The organism is Streptomyces sp. NPDC002403 (assembly GCF_053593015.1).
In genome coordinates, this window is record NZ_JBSFBQ010000007.1 from 63,094 (window position 1) to 81,467 (window position 18,374).

Consider the following 18,374-nt stretch of genomic DNA (forward strand, 5'->3'; position numbering starts at 1 on the left):
CTGTCCGTTCTTGTCGCCGGCACCGGCGGGGCGGGGCGCCGAGCCGGCGCACGGCACGACGTTCCGGGGTCTCGTTCAGGGAGCCGTCGTCCGGGGGACGTCGCGCCGCGGCAGGGGCCGCCGCGGTCCCCCGGCCGGCCCCGGGGATCAGGGCTGTTCGTCCTCCCTCGCGGGGAAGCGGTCCAGAACCGCCGCGACATGACTCATCACCTCCGCCTTCGCGATCCCTCGCACATCCAGCTCGGCGAGGAGGGTGCGCATCCGCGCCTCCCAGTCGACGCCGGCCCGCAGTTCGTCCGAGGGCTGCTTGACGTCCGGCCGGACCGCAGCGCCGCTCTTGCGGTTGATGCGGATGAACCCTTCACGTCGTAGCAGGTCATAGGCCTTGTTGACGGTGTGGAAGTTGATCGCCAGGTCGACGGCCAGCTGCCTGGTGGAAGGAAGTCCGGCACCGGGCGCCAACGCCCCTTCCGCGATGGCCTCCACCACCCGGTCCCGGATCTGCTGATAGATCGGCACCTCGCTGTCGAGGTCGAGCACTAGATACACGCCCCCAACTCTATCTGCTATACATCTTATAGAACAGACGCTCAGGCCTCGTTGGAGGATGAATTCCCATGGCACTGATGAACATCACCGACACCGGCCTCACCATCGGGTTCAGCGGCCGTGAGCGCATATGGACCCTGCGCGGCTCCCTGACCGTCCCGCTCACCGCGGTCCGCCGGGTCACCGTCGTCGACGACCCGCTGCGCGCGGCCCACGGCGTCCGCAAGGGCCTGCACGCCTCCGGAGTCGCCAAGATCGGCACCTGGGGGCTCATCACCGGCCCCCGTCAGCTCGTGGCCGCCTACCGGGGCAGGCCGGGACTGCGCGTGGAGCTGGACCGCGCCGCCGGCGGTGACTTCGACGAGCTGGTCCTCTCACTGGACGACGCCCAGCGGTCGGCACAGCTCATCGGGCAGCGGCTGGGGAGCCACCGGTGAGCGGACGTCCGCAGGGCCTGACCGTAGAGGTCGGCGGGCTGACCAAGCGCTTCGGCCGCGTCCGCGCCGTCGAGGACCTGAGCTTCACCGTGCGGCCGGGCGTCGTCACGGGCTTCCTCGGCCCCAACGGCGCGGGCAAGACCACGACCATGCGGATGATCCTCGGCCTGGTGGCTCCCACCGCGGGAACCGCCACCATCGGCGGAATGCGGTACACGGACCTGCCCAGGCCCTCCGCCACCGTGGGCGCCGTCCTCGACGCCTCCGCGGTCCACCCCGGCCACTCGGCCCGCGACCATCTGCACATCTACCGCACCATGGGCGGCCACCCGCCCGAGCGGGTCGATCGATTGCTGGACCGGCTGGGGCTCGCGCAGGCGGCCGACCGCCGTACCCGCACCTTCTCCACGGGCATGCGGCAGCGGCTCGGTCTCGCCACCGCCCTGCTGGGCGACCCACGGGTGCTGCTGCTGGACGAGCCGGGCAACGGGCTCGACCCGGAGGGCATCGCCTGGCTGCGCGGCCTGCTGCGCGGGCTGGCGGCCGAGGGGCGCACGGTGCTGGTGTCCAGCCATGTACTGAGCGAGGTGCAGCAGATCGTCGACGACGTCGTGGTGATCCGCGGCGGCCGGCTGGTGGCGGCGGGACCGCTGGCGGAGGTCGAGCGGCTCTCGCCCGGCACGGTGCTGGTCCGCTCGCCGGACGCGGCGGCCCTGCGCGCCGCGCTGCTGCGCGGCACCGCGCGGGGCGGGGCGGCCGACCGGGTGGACCTCATGCCGGACGGGACGCTGTGCGTGTACGGGATGGCGGACTCGGCCGTCGCCGATCTGGCCGCCGCCGAGCGGCTGCGCGTGTACGGGCTGTCCGCCGGGACGAGCCTGGAGCAGCTCTTCCTCCGGCTGGCGGGGGACGGCGAACCGGCAGGCCTCGACCGGCCGGCGGTACTGACGGACGAAGGGCGGAACCCATGACGAACGCACTGGTCCAGGCGGAGTTCCGGCGGCTGGCCGCCACCCGCCTGTGGCTGTGGGCACTCCTCGCGGCCGTCGTCCTGGGCGGCGGCATGGTGGGGGCGATGACGCTGGTCGGCCCGGAGAACTTCGATCCGCCGGCGCCCGGCCTGGACACCGAGGACGGCGTCCGCTCCGTCCTCGGGATGCTGAGCCTCACGGTGTTCCTGCCGGCCGCGCTCGGCACCCTGGCGATGACGTCGGAGTACCGGCACCGCACCGTCACGTACACCTTCCTCCACGCCCCGCGGCGCCGGCAGGTGCTCACCGCCAAGCTCGTCGCGTACGGCGTCGCCGGTCTGGCGTACGGGCTGGTGCTCACCGGCACGGCGGCGGCCGCCTTCTTCGGGGGTGCGGCGGCGCGCGGGGTGACCCCGGGCATGGCCACCGGCGAGGTGCTGGGGCTGCTCGTCCGGCCGGCGGTGGCGATGGCGGTGTACACCCTGCTGGGCGTGGCCGCGGGGGCGTTGATCCGCCATCAGGTCGCCGCGCTGGCCGTCGTCGTCGGCTATCTGTACGCGGGCGAGTTGCTGCTGATGATGATCCCGGGCGTGAAGCTCCTCTACCCGCTGCTGCCCGGTGGCGCCACGGCGGCCCTGACCGGCTTCGACTACGCCGCGGACACGATGGCCGCGGAGCTGGCGACCGGCCCGGTGCCGCTGCTCTCCCCCGTCGGCGGCGGACTGCTGCTCACCGGCTACGCCCTGGCCGCGGCGTTCGTCGCGGTGCTGGTGCCGATGCGCAGGGACGTGTACTGAACCCGCACGGCGCGGTGTGTGCCCCGGACCATGCTCCGGGGCACACGTCCCGGTCCCCTCAGGCCTCGTCCGGGGCCAGGCGCAGCGAGATCGAGTTGATGCAGTACCGCTGGTCCGTCGGAGTGGGGTAGCCCTCGCCCTCGAAGACATGGCCGAGGTGCGATCCGCAGCGTGCGCAGCGGACCTCGGTGCGGACCATGCCGTGGCTGCGGTCCTGGACCAGTTCGACCGCGTCCGTGTCCTTCGGGTCGTAGAAGGACGGCCAGCCGCAGTGCGACTCGAATTTGGTGTCCGAGCGGAACAGGTCGGCGCCGCAGGCTCGGCAGGAGTACACGCCCGTGGTCTTGGTGTCGGTGTACTCACCGACGAAGGCGGGTTCGGTGCCGGCCTGGCGCAGGACCGCGTACTCGGCCGGCGTCAGCTCCCCCCGCCACTGCTCGTCCGGCTTCTCGATGTCGTACGACACGTCGCTCCCTCAGCTCGACAGGTGGTCCAGGATCTGCGGGCCGAGCTCCGTGACGTCGCCCGCTCCCATGGTGAGAACGAGGTCGCCGGGCTTCGCCATTCCCGCGATGGTCCCGGCGACCTCGTTCTTGTCGTGGACGGCGGTGACATCGGCGCCCGCGGCCCGCGCGGCGTCGATGATCAGCTCGCTGGTGATGCCGGGGATCGGGTCCTCTCGGGCCGGATAGATGTCCAGCACCACGGAGGCGTCGGCCAGCGCGAGGGCCTGGCCCATCTCGGTGCCGAGCTCCTGGGTGCGGGAGAAGAGGTGGGGCTGGAAGACGACCAGGAGACGGGCCTCGGAGACGGCACCGCGCATCGCTTCGAGGTCGGCGGTCATCTCGGTGGGGTGGTGCGCGTACGAGTCGATGACCTGCACGCCCGCCGCCTCGCCCTTGAGCTGGAGGCGGCGCTTGACCCCGGTGTACTTGCCGAGGGCCGAGGCCAGGTTGTGGGCCGGGATGCCGAGGGCGACACCCGCGGCGAGGGCCGCGACGGCGTTGAGGGCGTAGTGGCGGCCGGGCACGGAGACCGTGAACGTGAGGTACTTCCCGTTCAGGACGACCGTGACCTCGCTGGTCAGGCCGCGCGGGGTGACCTTGTGGACGCGCACGTCGGCGGTCTCGGACTCGCCGTAGGTGACGACGTTCAGCGAGGGGAGGGCGCGGACCCGCTCCGTCAGCTCGACGGCGCCTTCCTGGTCGGCGGCGATCACCAGGGTGCCGCCCGGGACGATCTTGCCGGCGAACGCCTCGAACGACTCGTAGATCTCGTCCATCGAGGCGTAGTTCGCGTGGTGGTCCAGCTCGACGTTGAGGACGATCGCGACCTCGGGGTCGTACTTCTGGAAGCTGCGGTCGCTCTCGTCCGCCTCGGCGACGAAGATCGCGCCCTCGCCGTGCGCCGCGTTGGTGCCGGGGCCGGCCAGGTCGCCGCCGATGGCGTACGAGGGGTCGAGGTTCAGCTCGGTCAGGGCGACGGCCAGCATCGACGTGGTGGTCGTCTTGCCGTGCGTACCGGCCACCGCGATGGCGCGCAGCCCGCCCATGAGCGAGGCGAGCGCGTCGGAGCGGTGCACGACGGGGACCGACAGCTCGGCGGCGCGCAGCAGCTCCGGGTTGTCGGCGCGGATGGCGCTGGAGACGACCACGCACGAGGCGTCGTCCGCCAGATGTCCGGCGGCGTGCCCGATGTGGACGGTCGCCCCCAGCGCCCGCAGCGCCTCGGCGGTACCCGACTCCTTGGCGTCGCTGCCGGCGACCTCGGCGCCGCGCTGGGCGAGGATCTTCGCGATGCCCGACATTCCGGCGCCGCCGATGCCGATGAAGTGCGGCCGTTCCATGGCGGCAGGAATACCGGGTGCCATGCGTGTGTCTCCCAGAAGTCGATACGAGTACCCGAGTCGGTACGGGGTGCCCGCCCAGCCTATTCGCTGTGCGCGAAGAGCTTGAGCACCGGTACGCCGACCTTGTGACGGGCCCGGGACGCCCAGTCCCGGTGGAAGAACTCCTCGACGTAGTGCGGTGCGGTCAGCACGATGACCTCGTCCGCCTCCGCGTCGTCGACCACGGATTTCAGCTTGTCCAGGGGGTGGTCCTCGATCACCTGTCCGACCGCTTCGGAGCCTGCCTGACGCAGTGCCTCCAGTGATACTTCGAGCGCGAGTTCGGCGGGCTGTCTGGCGTTCTTGCCCTCGGGCTCCTCACCCTCCCGGGCGGCCTCCTTCAGTTCGCCCATCGCCAGGTCGTCGATGGCTCGCAGCAGCACATCGGCCTGGTCACCGCGCGGCTGCATGAGCACGACGAAGGAGGTCTGCTCCTCCCCGTGCAGGGTGGTGACGAACTCGACGTCCTCGGAGGTGAGGGGCTTCTCGATCATCAAAACGCTGGTGAACACCACGGGCGCCCTTCTGCTTCAGTGGCCGTCGCCGGTCACTGCTGAAACCATCCTTCCCCGTGCTCGCACGGGGTCTGCGAGAGTAATTGTGCCCACCGGAAGCTAACCGGAACGACAAATTCCGCTGATTGTCAGCTCCGACGGTACCGAGTGAAGAGGAACCCGGCCTCCTCCAGCACCGACGCCAGGGCGAATCGTTCCGGCACGGCCACCGAGGGGCCGCCCGCGATCCGCTGCGCGTCCCCGGCGGTCAGCATCGGCGAGAGGGTCAGACAGAGCTCGTCCAGCACCCCGGCCGCCACGAACTGCCCCAGCATCCTCGGGCCGCCCTCGGTCAGCAGCCGCTTGAGCCCGCGGTCCGCCAGCTCCCGTACGGCCCTGGCGGGGTCCACCCGGGAGCCGTCCCCCGCGACCACCACCTCGGCGCCGGCCCGGCGCGCCTCCTCGATCCGGCCCGGCGGGGCCCCGGCGCCGGTCAGTACCAGGGTCGGCACGAGCGGCTCGGTGAACAGCGGCAACGAGAAGTCGAGGTCCAGACTGCCGCTCACCACGGCGATCGCGGGTGCGGGTCCCTGCCCGGCCGCGGCCCGGCGGGCGGCGAAGGCCTCCCGGGCCCTGGCGGGCCGGTAGCCCTCCAGGCGTACCGTCTCCGCGCCGGCCAGCACCACATCGGCCAGACCGCGCAGGGTGCCGAAGATCCGCATGTCGCTCTCGCAGGAGATCGGCTGCGAGCGGCCGTCGTGCTGGGCGGCCCCGTCGAGCGTCGAAACCATGTTGGCGCGCAGCCAGGGGCCGTCCTGTTCGGGGTAGGCGTAGGCGTCGGCCAGGGCGTCCAGGCTCCACTCCCCCTCGTGGTCAGCCGGTGTCAGGTCGGTCACAGGGAAGAGGCGTCGCATGTTCTGCAGTCTGGCACGGCGCTTAAGGTTGAGAGTTGTGTCGTCCTCCACAGCCCTGCCGGGGCAGAGCCCCATAGCCGAAACGGCCCCCCTGTCCCTCTGCGCACGTGAGCCCCGCGTTCCCGCCGACCGGCTGGTCGCCGAGATGGTGCCGCCGCCGCGCTTCGACTCCGTGCGCTTCGATACGTACGTCCCGGACCCGAACCAGCCGAGCCAGACCGGGGCGGTCGAGGTCCTGAGCGACTTCGCGGCCGGGCTCGGCGGGGCGCATGCCAGTGGTTCCGGCAAAGGGGGAAGAGCGCGAAGCGCATCCCTTGAGGGATGGTGGCGGGCGACGGGCGGGCGGTTCAGCCGGAAGCCCGCGGCCCCTTCGGCACCGCTCGGGGTCTACCTCGACGGCGGCTACGGTGTCGGCAAGACCCATCTGCTGGCCGCCCTGTGGCATGCCACCCCCGCCGCCGCCTCGCTGAAGGCGTTCGGCACCTTCGTCGAGCTGACCAACCTGGTCGGCGCGCTGGGCTTCCAGCAGACCGTGCAGACGCTGAGCGGGCACCGGCTGCTGTGCATCGACGAATTCGAGCTGGACGACCCGGGCGACACCGTGCTGGTGTCGTCGCTGCTGAGCAGGCTGGTCGAGGCCGGGGTAGCACTCGCCGCCACCTCCAACACACTGCCCGGCAAGCTCGGTGAGGGCCGGTTCGCCGCGGCCGACTTCCTGCGGGAGATCCAGGGGCTGTCCGCGCACTTCCGTCCGCTGCGGATCGACGGCGAGGACTACCGCCACCGCGGGCTGCCCGAGGCCCCGCCGCCGTACTCCGACGCGCAGGTCACCCGGGCCGCGTACGCCACCGAGGGCGCCAGCCTGGACGACTTCCCCTCGCTGCTCGACCATCTCGCCCGGGTCCATCCGAGCCGCTACGGCGCGCTGACGGACGGTCTGCGGGCGGTCTGCCTCACCGAGGTCCAGCCGGTGCCCGACCAGTCGACGGCGCTGCGGCTCGTCGTCCTCGCGGACCGGCTGTACGACCGGGAGGTCCCGGTGCTCGCCTCCGGAATGCCGTTTGACCGGCTGTTCAGTGAAGAGATGCTGAACGGCGGATACCGGAAGAAGTACTTCCGGGCGATCTCCCGGCTGACGGCGCTGGCGCGTGACGCGAAGGGGCTGGTGGCGCAGTAGGTTCGGGGCGTACCGCCGAGGCGCCTCCGAGCGCCCCGGGGCTCCCGTATCGACCGCGCACACCGTTGGAAGGGAATCGGCATGGCAACCACGCGTCAGGCTCACACGGTCTGGGACGGCAATCTGCTCGAAGGCAAGGGGGTCGTCACCTTCGACTCCTCCGGCATCGGCGAGTTCGACGTCTCCTGGCCGTCCCGCGCGGAGAAGGCGAACGGCAAGACCTCTCCCGAGGAGCTCATCGCGGCCGCCCACTCCAGTTGCTTCTCGATGGCGCTGGCCCACGGTCTGACCGGAGCCGGCACCCCGCCGGCCCAGCTGACCACCACGGCCGACGTCACCCTCCAGCCCGGCACCGGCATCACCGGCATCCACCTCACGGTCCAGGGCCAGGTGCCCGGGATCGACGAGGCGGACTTCGTCAGGGCCGCCGAGGACGCCAAGGCGAACTGCCCGGTCAGCCAGGCACTGACCGGCACGACGATCACACTCACCGCTTCGCTGGTCTGACCACGGGCGCCACTCCCGGCACGGGACACACCTGAGGCCCGGTGACCCGCATGGTTCCCGCGCGGCGATACGCGTGGTACACACATGCGGGTCACTTCTCCTGTCCGCCAGCAGGGAGTTGCCTCATGTCATCAGAAACGTCACGCCTGACCGAAGAAACGTCACGGCCGACCGCCACCCGTCGCCAGGTCCTGGCCGGCAGCGGCGCGGCCGTCGCCTCCATCGCCTTCACCGGGGCGTTCTCCGAACTCTTCGCGGGGACCGCGGAAGCCCGGGGACACAGCGGGTACGGCCCGCTGGTGCCCGACCCCGACGGTCTGCTCGACCTCCCGAAGGGCTTCCGCTACCGGGTCCTGTCCCGGGAGGGCGACCCGCTCCGCTCCGGCGAGGGCCAGGTCCCCGGCAACCACGACGGAATGGCCGCCTTCGCGGGCCGCCACGGCCATGTCCGCCTGGTCCGCAACCACGAGAACCGGGTCACCGCGAAGATCCCGGTCCCGGTCGTCGAGGGCCTCACCTACGACCCGATGGGCAAGGGCGGCTGTACGACCCTGGAACTGGACGGCCGCAACAACGTCCTGGGCGAACGCGTCGCCATCGCCGGTACGGCGGTGAACTGCGCGGGCGGCCGGACCCCCTGGAACACCTGGCTGACCTGCGAGGAGACCGAGGACAGAGCCGGCACCAACGGCTACACCAAGGACCACGGCTTCATCTTCGAGGTGGACGGCGCCGATCCGCACCGCACCGGGGCCGTGCCGCTCACCGCGATGGGCCGCTTCCAGCACGAGGCCATCGCGATCGACCCGAAGAGCGGGATCGTCTACGAGACGGAGGACGCGTTCGACAAGCCGTTCGGGCTCTTCTACCGCTTCCTGCCGAACAAACCGCTCGGCGGTACGGGCTCGCTGCGGGCCGGCGGCCATCTGGAGGCCATGCGGGTGCCGGGCGTGCCCGACCTCTCCGTGGTCCAGGAGACCGGGGCGAGCTTCGAGGGCATCGAGTGGGTCCCCGTACCGGATCCGCTGGCGGCCGGGACACCGATCCGGTTCCAGGACTTCGGCCCGAAGGGCATCACGCACGCGCAGAAGCTGGAGGGCTGCTACTGGGGCGGCTCCTCGGTCTACTTCGTCTCCAGCTTCGCGCACAGCTCGCAGGGGTCGGCCGCCGACCACTACGGCCAGGTGTGGCGGTACGAGCCGAAGCGGCGCCGCCTCACGCTCGTGATCGTCTTCGGTCCCGGCACCGATGTGCAGCTGCCGGGCGAGTCCCCGGACAACATCTGCCTCGCCGCCGACGGCGGGCTGATGGTGTGCGAGGACGGCGACGGCGCGCAGCATGTGTTCGGCCTGACGCGGCGCGGCGAGGTGTACGCGATGGCACGGGGCCGGCAGAACATCGGGACGCCGCAGGATCCCGAGTGGGGGGAGTTCGCCGGGGTCACGTTCGCTCCGGACGGCGGGACGATGTACGTGAACTGCTACACACCGGGGACGACGTTCGCGGTGACGGGGCCGTGGCGCTGACGCGCTGAGGTGCCGGGGGGCGGGCAGACGTCGTCCGCCCCCTCTCGCGCTGTCCGAACGACCCACGTCCCGGCGGGAATCGGTCGCGGAAGCCCCGGCGGGACTCCGTACGGGGGGATAGGCTCCCGCCTGGTTCCGCGCGCCTCCGCGGCACCCGTCCGCACCGACGGGGAACGAAACACGCCTCGGCCCTCGGCGGTGCGTCGCATGCTTTCCGCAGCCTCGCAGCCAACCCCCGATGGGACGTGAACCATGAGGCAAGAAACCGCACACCACGACATCACCGTGATCGGCGGCGGTCTGGCCGGAGTCTGCGCGGCGATCGCCGCCGCCCGGCTGGGCCGCACCGTGGCACTCATCAACAACCGGCCCGTTCTCGGCGGGAATTCGAGCAGCGAAGTCCGGGTCTGGGTCGTCGGCGCCACCGCCCACGGCAACAACCACAACGCCCGCGAGGGCGGCATCATGGGCGAACTCTTCGTCGAGAACCAGTTCCGCAACCCGGACGGCAATCCGTACTACTGGGACACGGTCGTGCTGGACGCGGTCCGGGCCGAGCCCGGGATCACGCTCTACCTCAACACCGACGTGCGGGAGGTCGACGCGGACGGACCCGAGGACGCCCGGCACATCACCGCCGTCACCGGCTGGACGATGGGCTCCGAGCGGCGGATCCGCTTCGAGAGCGAGCTGTACCTGGACTGTTCGGGGGACGGCCTGGTCGGCGCGCTCGCCGGGGCCCGGCACCGCATCGGCCGGGAGTCGCGGGCGGAGTACCTCGAACCGTGGGCGCCCGAGGAGGCCGACCGCATCACGCTGGGCTCGACCCTGCTCTTCTACACCAAGGACGCCGGACACCCGGTCAAGTACGTGCCCCCGTCCTTCGCCAGGAACATCGCCGAGACCTCGATCCCGCAGCGCCGTGTCATCAAGTCCGGTGACAACGGCTGTGCCTACTGGTGGATCGAGTTCGGCGGCGAACTGGACACGGTGCACGACAACGAGGAGATCCGCGACGAGCTGTGGGCGGTCATCCACGGCATCTGGGACCACATCAAGAACTCCGGGGAGTTCGACGCCGGCAACATGACGCTGGAGTGGGTGGGTTCGGTGCCCGGCAAGCGCGAGTACCGGCGCTTCCTCGGCGACTACGTGCTCCACCAGGGCGACATACTCGGCCAGACCGAGTTCGCCGACCGGGTCGCTTTCGGCGGCTGGTCCATCGATCTGCATCCGCCGAAGGGCATGTACGCCGACGGGGACGGTGCCAAGCAGCGCTACGCGGACGGGATCTACCACATCCCCTACCGGAGCCTGTACTCGGTGAACACCACGAACCTGCTTTTCGCCGGGCGCAACATCTCCGCCAGCCACGTCGCCTTCGGCTCGACCCGGGTGATGGCGACCTGCGCGACGATCGGCCAGGCCGCGGGCACCGCCGCCGCGCTGTGTGCCGAGCGGGGCGTCACCCCCCGCGCGCTCGACGTACCGGAACTCCAGCGCACCCTGCTGCGGGAGGACGCCTCCGTCATCGGCCTGGCGTCGGCCGACCCGGACGACCTGGCGCTGCGCGCCACCGCAACGGCCTCGTCCAGCCTGACCGGACTCGGCAGCGGGACACCGCTGGAGCGCGTGCCGCTGACCGCCGACGCGGGCCTGGTGCTGCCCGTCGACCCCGGGCTGAGCGGTCTCGAACTGCTCGTCGACGCCGAGCGGGACACGGAACTCGTCGTCGAGCTCCACGACCCGGAACTCGGGCAGAACTACGTACCCCGCCGGCTCGTCGGGTCCGTCACCGTCCCGGTCGCCGCCGGGTCGAAGCAGTGGGTCGGTACGGGCCTGCGCTGGTCGCCCGGGAGCGCCCGCAACGCCTTCGTCGTCGTACGGGCCAATGAGGACCTCGCGCTGTACAGCGCCGACGGGCCGGCCCCGGGCGTGCTCGCGTTCACCCGCGTTCCGCTGGACCCGGCCGCCGAATCGCCGCAGCCGCTGCGCGAGTGGACCGACAACGGCCTGCTGCGCCGCGCCTTCTGCTTCCGTGCGGGCGTGACCTCCGCGTACTCCCCCGCCAAGGCCGTGGACGGCTACGCCCGCCCGTACGCCGGTCCGCACATGTGGGTCTCCGAGCCCCTCAGGGAGGGCGTCGGGGCCTGGCTGGAGCTGTCCTGGCCGCAGCCGGTGACGCTCAGCCGGATCGATGTCCTCGCTGATAACGATGTCAACGAGGATCTGATCAACCTGCACCACCACCGGACGCCGTTCGAGACGCTGCCCACCCTGCTGCGGGACTACCGCGTCGACGTGCGCGAGGCCGACGGCACCTGGCGGACCGTCTCCCGCACGAAGGACAACCGGTGGCGCCGCCAGGTGCACACCCTGGACGAGCCGGTGACATCGACGGCGCTGAGGATCGTCGTCGAGGCGACCAACGGAGCCCCTTCGGCGCACATCGTGGCGGTTCGCGCGTACGCGTAGAAGCGGATCGCCCGGGTGAATCCGTACGCGACTCCGCGAAGGAGAAGCACCACATCCACCTGTTAGTCAGATAAGTCGATACTTTCCATTGGTGACCCATTCTGCACGGAAAACGACTCACCTGGCCGTTCTTGGTGTGGTGCTCGGCAGCCTCGCCGGCTGCGGGGGCCACGGCATCACGTCCACCGACGGCCCCCCGGCCGCAGGGCGTACACCTGCCGTGGCCCACGCACGGTCGCACACGGCCCCGGCACCGCCGCCCACCCTGGCTCCCGGCCCCGACGGGCGGACTCCGGTCTTCACGCACGGCCCGCGGACCGGCGAGAAGGTGGTGGCGCTGACCTTCGACGCCGACATGACGGCCGCCGAGGGGCCGCGCGCGGCGGCGGGCGAGCACTTCGACAATCCGGAACTGATCGATCTGCTGCGGGAGCTGGAGGTGCCCGCGACGGTGTTCATGACGGGGCGGTGGGCCGATGAGTACCCGGCGCAGGCCAGGTCCATCGGCGCCGACCCCCTCTTCGAGGTCGCCAACCACTCGTACAGCCACTACGCCTTCAGATCCCCCTGCTACGGGCTGCCGGCCGTGGCGAAGGGCGACATGCGCGCCGATGCCGCACGGGCCTTCGCCTCGTTCCGAAAGGCCGGGGTACGCAACACGGTGCCCTACTTCCGCTTCCCCGGCGGCTGCTACGACGATGCGTCGCTGCGCGCGCTCGCGCCCGAGAAGGTGACGGCGGTCCAGTGGGACGTCGTCAGCGGCGACGCCTTCGCGACGGACGCGGACGCGGTGGCCGCGCAGGTGCTGGAAGGGGTGAAGCCGGGCTCACTGGTCGTCATGCACTGCACCCGCAGCGCGGCACCGGTCACGGACGAGGCGGTACGCCGGGTGGTCCCCGAACTGCGCGAGCAGGGGTACCGCTTCGTGAAGGTCTCCGACCTGATTCGCGCGGCGGCCGGCTCGTAGCTCAGCCGCGCAGGGCGGCCAGTCCGCAGGCGAGCGCGTGCGCCGCGACGGCGAGGGCGGCGGCCGCGACGAACGGCAGGACGGGCAGGTGGACCGTACCCGTACGTGCTCCGGTGACCAGGCCCGTCACGGCGGTGTTCGCGGGCGACCCTGCGGTCACCAGGGCCAGCAGCGAGGCGAGCACCGTGGCGGCGACCGACCAGCCCCGCCGGTGCAGCAGCGGACGGGTGCAGAGCGCGCCGATCGCCGCCCCCAGCAGCACACAGCAGACGGCGGCGAGCAGTCCCGCGATCCCGGCGGGCAGCAGCGCCACCCGGACGGCGTTGTCGGTACTGGCCGGCTTGCTGATCAGCAGCACGACCAGGGTGGCGGCCGCGCCCAGCAGCCCGGCACAGCCGGTCCCGGCGAGCAGCGCGGCCAGATGCGCCCTCGGTGATCCGGCCACCGCGGCGGTGACGGTCCGGGCGGCCGGCGGCTCCTGGTCGGCGCAGAGCTGTACGAGCCAGGCGGTGACGGGCAGGAGCCCGGCGGCGGCGTATCCGAGCGAGTCGAGGACGGGCTGCCCCCACTGCACGCCGATGCCGACGAAGGCCACGTACAGCAGGACCGGGGCGAGCCAGCGCTGGGAGCGGACCAGCAGGGCGGTCTGGTAGCGGAGGAGGGCGGTCATGGTGCCTCGGGGGTCGGGGTGCGGTGCGCGGGGCCGTCGGTCCCCGGGTCCTGCCCGATGCCGGGGGCGGCGGCCAGTTGCCGGATGTGCCAGGGCGGTCGCGCGGTGAGCAGGGCGCGCAGCAGCGCGTCGGAGTGCGTGGCCGCGACGGTGAACCGCACGCCCCCGTCGGCCGCGGGCGTGTGCTCCGGATCCCCCGGCAGCCCGGCGGGGAGCGCGGCGCCGGGCGGGCCCGCCGCCTCGATCCGTGTCCGCGGGCCCGTCTGCGCGGCCGGTGCGCTGGACGCGGCGCGAAGGCCGCTGCCTTCGATCCGGTGCACGGCGGCGGCCGACCCGGCGAGCCTGTGCGGGTCGTGGTCGACGAAGACGACGGTGGCGCCGGCCGCGACCCGTTCGGCAACGGCCCGGTCCAGTTCGTCGCGGGCCGCCGTGTCGAGCCCGGTCCACGCCTCGTCCAGGATCAGCAGCTCCGGTTCGGCGAGGAGCGCCTGGGCGACGGCGACCTTCTGGCTGGTGCCCTTGGAGAGTTCGGGAAGCGGTGTACGGGCGTGGCCGGCGGCCCCGAAGCGGTCGAGCCACGACCGCGCCCGGTCCGCCGCCTCGGGGGTGCGCAGGCCGTGGATGCGGCCGAGGTGGACGAGGTACCCGGCCGCGGTGAACGGCAGCGCGGCGGAGAACCGCTCGGGGACGTACGCCGTACGCGGCCGGCGGCCGGTGATCCGGCCCTCCGTCGGGGAGTCGATCCCGGCGAGCAGCCTCAACAGGGTCGACTTCCCGGTGCCGTTGGCGCCCTCGATCCGGATCAGGGTGTGCGCGGGCAGGTCGAGGTCGACCCCGCGCAGCACCCAGGGTCCGCCGAGGCCGTACCGCCGGCCCACGCCTGTCAGCTTCAGTTGGCCGTCGCCTTCTCGGGCTTGGCCTCGCTGGGTCGTACGATCACGAAGCCCTCGCCGTCCAGCCGCAGTTGGACGGCCTCCCCGGACCCGCCGCGGATCATGGAGCCGAAGCTCTGCGAGCGGTGCAGCGAGGTGGTCAGGTTGGCGCTCCAGCCGACCACCGCGTCCGTGTCCACGCAGACCGGCTGCTGCGGTGTGACCGGGATCACGATGGGGTGGCCCTCACACATCAGGCCGAGCTTGCCGTACCCGGTGAAGACGCTGTTGAAGAGCCCGCCACCGGTCATCCCGGCGCCCTTCACGGTCTTGATCTCGTACGAGAGGGTGGCGTCGAAGCAGAGCACGTTGCGGCCGTTGATCGTGAGGACGTCGCCGTGCTCCATGTCCACGATGAAGCAGTTGGCGGCCTCGTGCGCGAACCATGCCTCGCCCTGGCCGCGGACCGCCATCAGCGGCAGCCCCTCGCCGGTGACGGCGCGCTTGAGCATGCCGCCTATGCCCTGCCCCTTGCGCTCGAACTGCAGATCGCCGCGGAAAGCGATCATCGAACCCTGACGGGCGTGCATCTCGCCGTTGACCGCGTACTTGATGGATTTGGCGTTCTGCAGGGTCATCCCGGGGGCGGTTGCCTGCTGCGCCATGTTCTCACTGGAAAAGAGATCGCTCTTCATGCGGTGCATCCTCACCCGGAGCGATTCATTCCGCCAAGAACCGGCTTCCGGGCGGCTGGCAGACTGGACGGGTGAGCAGCGATGACACCCCCGCGACCCTGTCCGTGACCCCGCCCGTGACCCCGTCCGGATCCCCGGACACGCCCTATTCGCCCGAGGCGGACAGTCCGTTCAGGCCGGAGCCGACCGACCGCGACGAGGCACCGCAGTACGTACTGCCGCTGGTCGTGCACATCGAGAAGACGGCTCCCCCGGCCCGTACCGACGCGTTGCGGACCGCCGCCCGCGCGGTGCTGGTGATGCTCTCCGACGAGCGCTCGGACGGCGAGGGCGAGTGGGCACGGGCGATGCGCGACTGGCAGGACGCCCGGATCCGCAAGGTGGTGCGGCGGGCGCGCGGCGCGGAGTGGCGCAAGGCGTCCGCGCTGCCGGGCATCACGGTCACGGGCGAGAGCGCCGAGGTGCGGGTCTTCCCTCCGGTGCCGCTGGACGGCTGGCCGAAGGAACTGGCGAAGCTTCAGGTGTCGGGGACGGATCTGGACGACCCCGAGCCGCCGGCCGCGCCCGGTCCCTCGGGGCCGGTGCTGTGGCTCAACCCGGAGCTGGACATGTCGGCGGGCAAGGCCATGGCACAGGCCGGGCACGGCGCTCAGCTCGCCTGGTGGGAGCTGTCGGAGACGGAGCGCAAGGCGTGGCGCGAGGCCGGCTTTCCGCTCTCGGTGGCCACCGCGGAGGCGGATCGCTGGCGGGAACTCACCGTGAGCGGGCTTCCGGTGGTGCGTGACGCCGGTTTCACCGAGATCGCTCCCGGCTCGTGCACGGTGGTCGCCGACCACCCGGCGCTGCGACGCGGCTGACCACGGTCGGGGCGGCTCCGTCCTCGCCCGGTCCCGGGGCCCGTCCCCGCCCCGGCCTCCTCGGACCGGGAACCTCAAATCAAGCTCTGAACGTCCTCCTGTTCGGATTCGGCACCGCCCTCCGGGGCCATGAGCCCTGCACGGAGTGGAGGAGGGGGACGATATGAGGCTGGGGATCGGTATCGGCTGGCGGCCGGAGATCGCGGAGGCCGTCGAGGCGCTGCCGGGGATCGACTGGGTGGAGGCGGTGGCGGAGAACATCTGCACCGGCCATCTGCCCGATTCGCTGGCCCGGCTCAGGGAGCGCGGGGTCACGGTCGTGCCGCACGGCGTCTCGCTGGGCCTCGGCGGGGCCGAACGCCCCGACGCGGGACGGCTCGCGGATCTCGCCGCCCGCGCCGAGCTGCTCTCCGCGCCGCTGGTGACCGAGCACATCGCGTTCGTACGGGCCGGGGGGCCGCGCACCTCTTCGCCCGGGCTGGAGGCGGGCCATCTGCTGCCCGTGCCGCGGACCCGGGACGCGCTGGACGTGCTCTGCGAGAACGTACGCATCGCGCAGGACGCGCTGCCGGTGCCGCTGGCCCTGGAGAACATCGCGGCGCTGATCTCCTGGCCCGGCGAGGAGCTGACCGAGGGACAGTTCCTGGCGGAGCTGGTCGAGCGCACCGGGGTCCGGCTGCTGATCGATGTCGCCAATCTGCACACCAACCACGTCAACCGGGGCGAGGACCCGGCCACCGCGCTCGACGAGCTGCCGGTGGAGGCCATCGCGTACGTACATGTGGCGGGCGGTGTGGAGAAGGACGGCGTCTGGCACGACACCCATGCCCACCCGGTCACCGAACCCGTACTCGATGTCCTCGCCGGACTCCGCGCCCGGGTCGACCCGCCCGGCGTCCTCCTGGAACGCGACGACGACTTCCCGCCCGCCGGGGAGCTGGCGGGCGAACTGGACACGATCCGCGCCACCCTGGACCGGGCGGCGGCGAGCACGACGCGGCCCGCACCGGAGGTCCGCACGGCCGTGCGGACCGCAGTGTCCGCTCCCCCGGACGTCACCCGTGACCGGCTCGCGGCCGGCCAGACCGCGCTGCTCTCCGCCCTGGTCGCCGGCGGCCCCGCCCCGCAGGGCTTCGACCGGCGCCGCCTCGGGATCCAGAGCCGCGCCCTGGCCGCCAAGCGGGCCGGCGTCGTCGCCAAGGTGGCGCCCGAGCTGCCGGAGATCCTGGGCGCCGGCTACCGGGACGCCTTCCTCGCGTACGCCGCGGCCCGTCCCATGTCAGCCGGATACCGGCGCGACGCACTGGACTTCGCCGAGGACCTGCTGATCGCGGGCGGGCCCGCCGATGACGCCGCGCGGCGCCGGCTCACCCACTGGTGGCAGGACCGGGCCGGCGCACGCCCGCCACGCCGCACCACCCGGCTCGTACGAGCGGCCCGCGCGGCCCTGACAGGAAGGTGACCGGCATGAACACCCTGGCACTGCTGGTGGATCTCGGCGTCGTGGTCTCCTCCGTCCTCCTGATCGTGGGACTGGCGCGGGCCCGTGGCGGCGCCGGCGGCTCGGTCCACGACCTCTACGAGACCGCCTTCCTCAACGGCGGTCCGGGCAGGGTCGTGGACACCGCGCTCACCGCGATGCAGGCGGACGGGCGGATCGCCGTCGGCGGTCCCGGAATCGTCGCCGTCCAGCTGGCCGACGCCCGGGACCCGGTGGAACGGGCGGTGCTCCAGGAACACGCCACGGCCCCCAGCGGCGCGCTGCACACCCTGCGCGAGGCAGTGATGCGGCACCCTGCGGTGCAGGAGATCGGCGACGGACTCGCGGCCCGCGGTCTGCTGGCCGCGCCCGCCTCGGGCCGGATCTTGCGCCGCTGGGGCATCGCCCAGGGACTGCTCTGCGTACTGGCCGTGCCGCTCACCGTCGTGGCGACCGTCACGCAGTCGCTGTCCGACGAACTCTCCCCGGACTCCCCCGTGCCGTTCGTCTTCAAGGTGCTCCCGGTCCTGATCCCCGGCTTCCTCACCGGCTTCATCTGCGCCGGCATCGCCCGGGGACGCGTCACCAGGTCGGGGCGGCGGGCCGCCGAGGCGTACCGCTCCGCCCGGGCGGGCAACCCGCAGCCGGCCCATCTGGTCGCCACGCAAGGGCTGCGGGCCCTCCCCGATCCCGTGCTCCGGGTCCAGCTGATCGCGGCGGCCCGGATGCAGTCGGGCGGACGGGGGGCGGGCCTGCACGGGCGGACGGCGGCGACGGCCTCCACGGGCGCCTCCGCCCTGCTCCTCGCTCCGGTGGTGTGGTGCGCCGGTACGAGCCCCGGGCAGGGCAGTTGCGGGAGCTCCGGCGACGGGGGCAGCGGCGGAGGCGGGGGCGGATGCAGCTCCGGGTCAGGCTGTGGATCGGGGTCCGGCTCCGGCTGCGGCGGGTCGAGCGGCTCCGGCTGCGGCGGCAGCAGCGGTTCCAGCTGTTCCTCCGGCAGCAGCTGCGGTGGCGGTTCCAGTTGTGGCGGTTCCAGTTGTGGCAGTTAGGGCCCTTTCGGCGCCGCCGGCTCGTCCGCATGATGAACAGGCCATGGCT

The 18,374-nt window shown here is 72.2% G+C and carries 19 protein-coding genes; 11 read left to right on the forward strand and 8 right to left on the reverse strand.

The genetic code is table 11. The annotated features are described in order from the left end of the window. Positions 1-147 precede the first annotated feature (147 nt). Positions 148-549, reverse strand: coding sequence for a GntR family transcriptional regulator (locus ACWCPY_RS11015; protein ID WP_451264018.1), 402 nt, complete (start codon positions 547-549; stop codon positions 148-150). A 68-nt stretch (positions 550-617) separates the two neighbouring features. Here ACWCPY_RS11015 and ACWCPY_RS11020 point away from each other — a divergent pair, with 68 nt between their 5' ends. From ACWCPY_RS11020 to ACWCPY_RS11030, 3 genes are read left to right on the forward strand one after another with little or no spacing between them, the layout of a single operon-like run. Then, positions 618-986 (forward strand): hypothetical protein, encoded by a 369-nt coding sequence (locus ACWCPY_RS11020; protein WP_451264019.1) that lies wholly within the window; start codon positions 618-620, stop codon positions 984-986. Then, positions 983-1,957: an ABC transporter ATP-binding protein gene (locus ACWCPY_RS11025; RefSeq protein WP_451264020.1), complete on the forward strand. Its 975-nt coding sequence runs from the start codon at positions 983-985 to the stop codon at positions 1,955-1,957. Before ACWCPY_RS11020 ends, ACWCPY_RS11025 begins: the two co-directional genes overlap by 4 nt. After that, on the forward strand, positions 1,954-2,754 hold the full coding sequence (locus ACWCPY_RS11030; protein WP_451264021.1) for an ABC transporter permease: 801 nt from the start codon (positions 1,954-1,956) through the stop codon (positions 2,752-2,754). The genes ACWCPY_RS11025 and ACWCPY_RS11030 overlap by 4 nt, the downstream gene beginning before the upstream one ends. Positions 2,755-2,812: 58 nt before the next feature. Here ACWCPY_RS11030 and msrB read toward each other — a convergent pair whose 3' ends face one another. From msrB to ACWCPY_RS11050, 4 genes are all read right to left on the reverse strand, one after another. Beyond that, on the reverse strand, positions 2,813-3,220 hold the full coding sequence (gene msrB / locus ACWCPY_RS11035; RefSeq protein WP_451264022.1) for a peptide-methionine (R)-S-oxide reductase MsrB: 408 nt from the start codon (positions 3,218-3,220) through the stop codon (positions 2,813-2,815). Between the two features lie 9 nt (positions 3,221-3,229). Next, complete coding sequence (gene murC, locus ACWCPY_RS11040) at positions 3,230-4,624, reverse strand: UDP-N-acetylmuramate--L-alanine ligase (RefSeq protein WP_451264023.1); 1,395 nt, start codon at positions 4,622-4,624, stop codon at positions 3,230-3,232. 59 nt (positions 4,625-4,683) lie between these two features. Next, entirely contained in the window at positions 4,684-5,136 is a 453-nt protein-coding gene (locus ACWCPY_RS11045; protein ID WP_072486051.1) for an indole-3-glycerol phosphate synthase, read from the reverse strand. 149 nt (positions 5,137-5,285) lie between these two features. Then, positions 5,286-6,050, reverse strand: coding sequence for a pyrimidine reductase family protein (locus ACWCPY_RS11050; protein ID WP_451264024.1), 765 nt, complete (start codon positions 6,048-6,050; stop codon positions 5,286-5,288). Between the two features lie 37 nt (positions 6,051-6,087). Here ACWCPY_RS11050 and zapE point away from each other — a divergent pair, with 37 nt between their 5' ends. The 5 genes from zapE to ACWCPY_RS11075 all read left to right on the forward strand — a co-directional run bounded on the left by zapE (position 6,088) and on the right by ACWCPY_RS11075 (position 12,702). Continuing rightward, positions 6,088-7,227, forward strand: coding sequence for a cell division protein ZapE (gene zapE, locus ACWCPY_RS11055; RefSeq protein ID WP_451264025.1), 1,140 nt, complete (start codon positions 6,088-6,090; stop codon positions 7,225-7,227). A gap of 81 nt (positions 7,228-7,308) precedes the next feature. Then, on the forward strand, positions 7,309-7,734 hold the full coding sequence (locus ACWCPY_RS11060) for an OsmC family protein (RefSeq protein WP_451264026.1): 426 nt from the start codon (positions 7,309-7,311) through the stop codon (positions 7,732-7,734). Between the two features lie 125 nt (positions 7,735-7,859). Next, positions 7,860-9,260 carry an alkaline phosphatase PhoX gene (locus ACWCPY_RS11065; RefSeq protein ID WP_451264027.1) on the forward strand — a complete coding sequence of 467 codons (1,401 nt, stop codon included), beginning with the start codon at positions 7,860-7,862 and terminating at the stop codon, positions 9,258-9,260. A gap of 252 nt (positions 9,261-9,512) precedes the next feature. Next, positions 9,513-11,735 (forward strand): FAD-dependent oxidoreductase, encoded by a 2,223-nt coding sequence (locus ACWCPY_RS11070; protein ID WP_451264028.1) that lies wholly within the window; start codon positions 9,513-9,515, stop codon positions 11,733-11,735. A gap of 91 nt (positions 11,736-11,826) precedes the next feature. Next, the gene (locus tag ACWCPY_RS11075) at positions 11,827-12,702 is read left to right on the forward strand and encodes a polysaccharide deacetylase family protein (protein WP_451264029.1); all 876 of its coding nucleotides are present in this window, start codon (positions 11,827-11,829) and stop codon (positions 12,700-12,702) included. A gap of 1 nt (position 12,703) precedes the next feature. On the opposite strand, the gene ACWCPY_RS11080 is transcribed toward ACWCPY_RS11075, so the two are convergent. From ACWCPY_RS11080 to ACWCPY_RS11090, 3 genes are read right to left on the reverse strand one after another with little or no spacing between them, the layout of a single operon-like run. Beyond that, positions 12,704-13,372, reverse strand: coding sequence for an ABC transporter (locus ACWCPY_RS11080; RefSeq protein ID WP_451264030.1), 669 nt, complete (start codon positions 13,370-13,372; stop codon positions 12,704-12,706). Then, positions 13,369-14,265: an ATP-binding cassette domain-containing protein gene (locus tag ACWCPY_RS11085; RefSeq protein WP_451264184.1), complete on the reverse strand. Its 897-nt coding sequence runs from the start codon at positions 14,263-14,265 to the stop codon at positions 13,369-13,371. The genes ACWCPY_RS11080 and ACWCPY_RS11085 overlap by 4 nt, the downstream gene beginning before the upstream one ends. Continuing rightward, a complete protein-coding gene (locus tag ACWCPY_RS11090; RefSeq protein WP_329819618.1) occupies positions 14,262-14,939 on the reverse strand; it encodes an AIM24 family protein in 678 nt (225 codons plus the stop codon). Before ACWCPY_RS11090 ends, ACWCPY_RS11085 begins: the two co-directional genes overlap by 4 nt. Before the next feature lie 71 nt (positions 14,940-15,010). Here ACWCPY_RS11090 and ACWCPY_RS11095 point away from each other — a divergent pair, with 71 nt between their 5' ends. From ACWCPY_RS11095 to ACWCPY_RS11105, 3 genes are all read left to right on the forward strand, one after another. Next, positions 15,011-15,796, forward strand: a complete 786-nt coding sequence (locus tag ACWCPY_RS11095) for a peptidyl-tRNA hydrolase (RefSeq protein WP_451264031.1) — start codon at positions 15,011-15,013, stop codon at positions 15,794-15,796. A gap of 163 nt (positions 15,797-15,959) precedes the next feature. Then, positions 15,960-17,258, forward strand: a complete 1,299-nt coding sequence (locus tag ACWCPY_RS11100; RefSeq protein ID WP_451264032.1) for a DUF692 domain-containing protein — start codon at positions 15,960-15,962, stop codon at positions 17,256-17,258. A 5-nt stretch (positions 17,259-17,263) separates the two neighbouring features. Then, complete coding sequence (locus ACWCPY_RS11105; RefSeq protein ID WP_451264033.1) at positions 17,264-18,325, forward strand: TIGR04222 domain-containing membrane protein; 1,062 nt, start codon at positions 17,264-17,266, stop codon at positions 18,323-18,325. Positions 18,326-18,374: the final 49 nt, after the last annotated feature.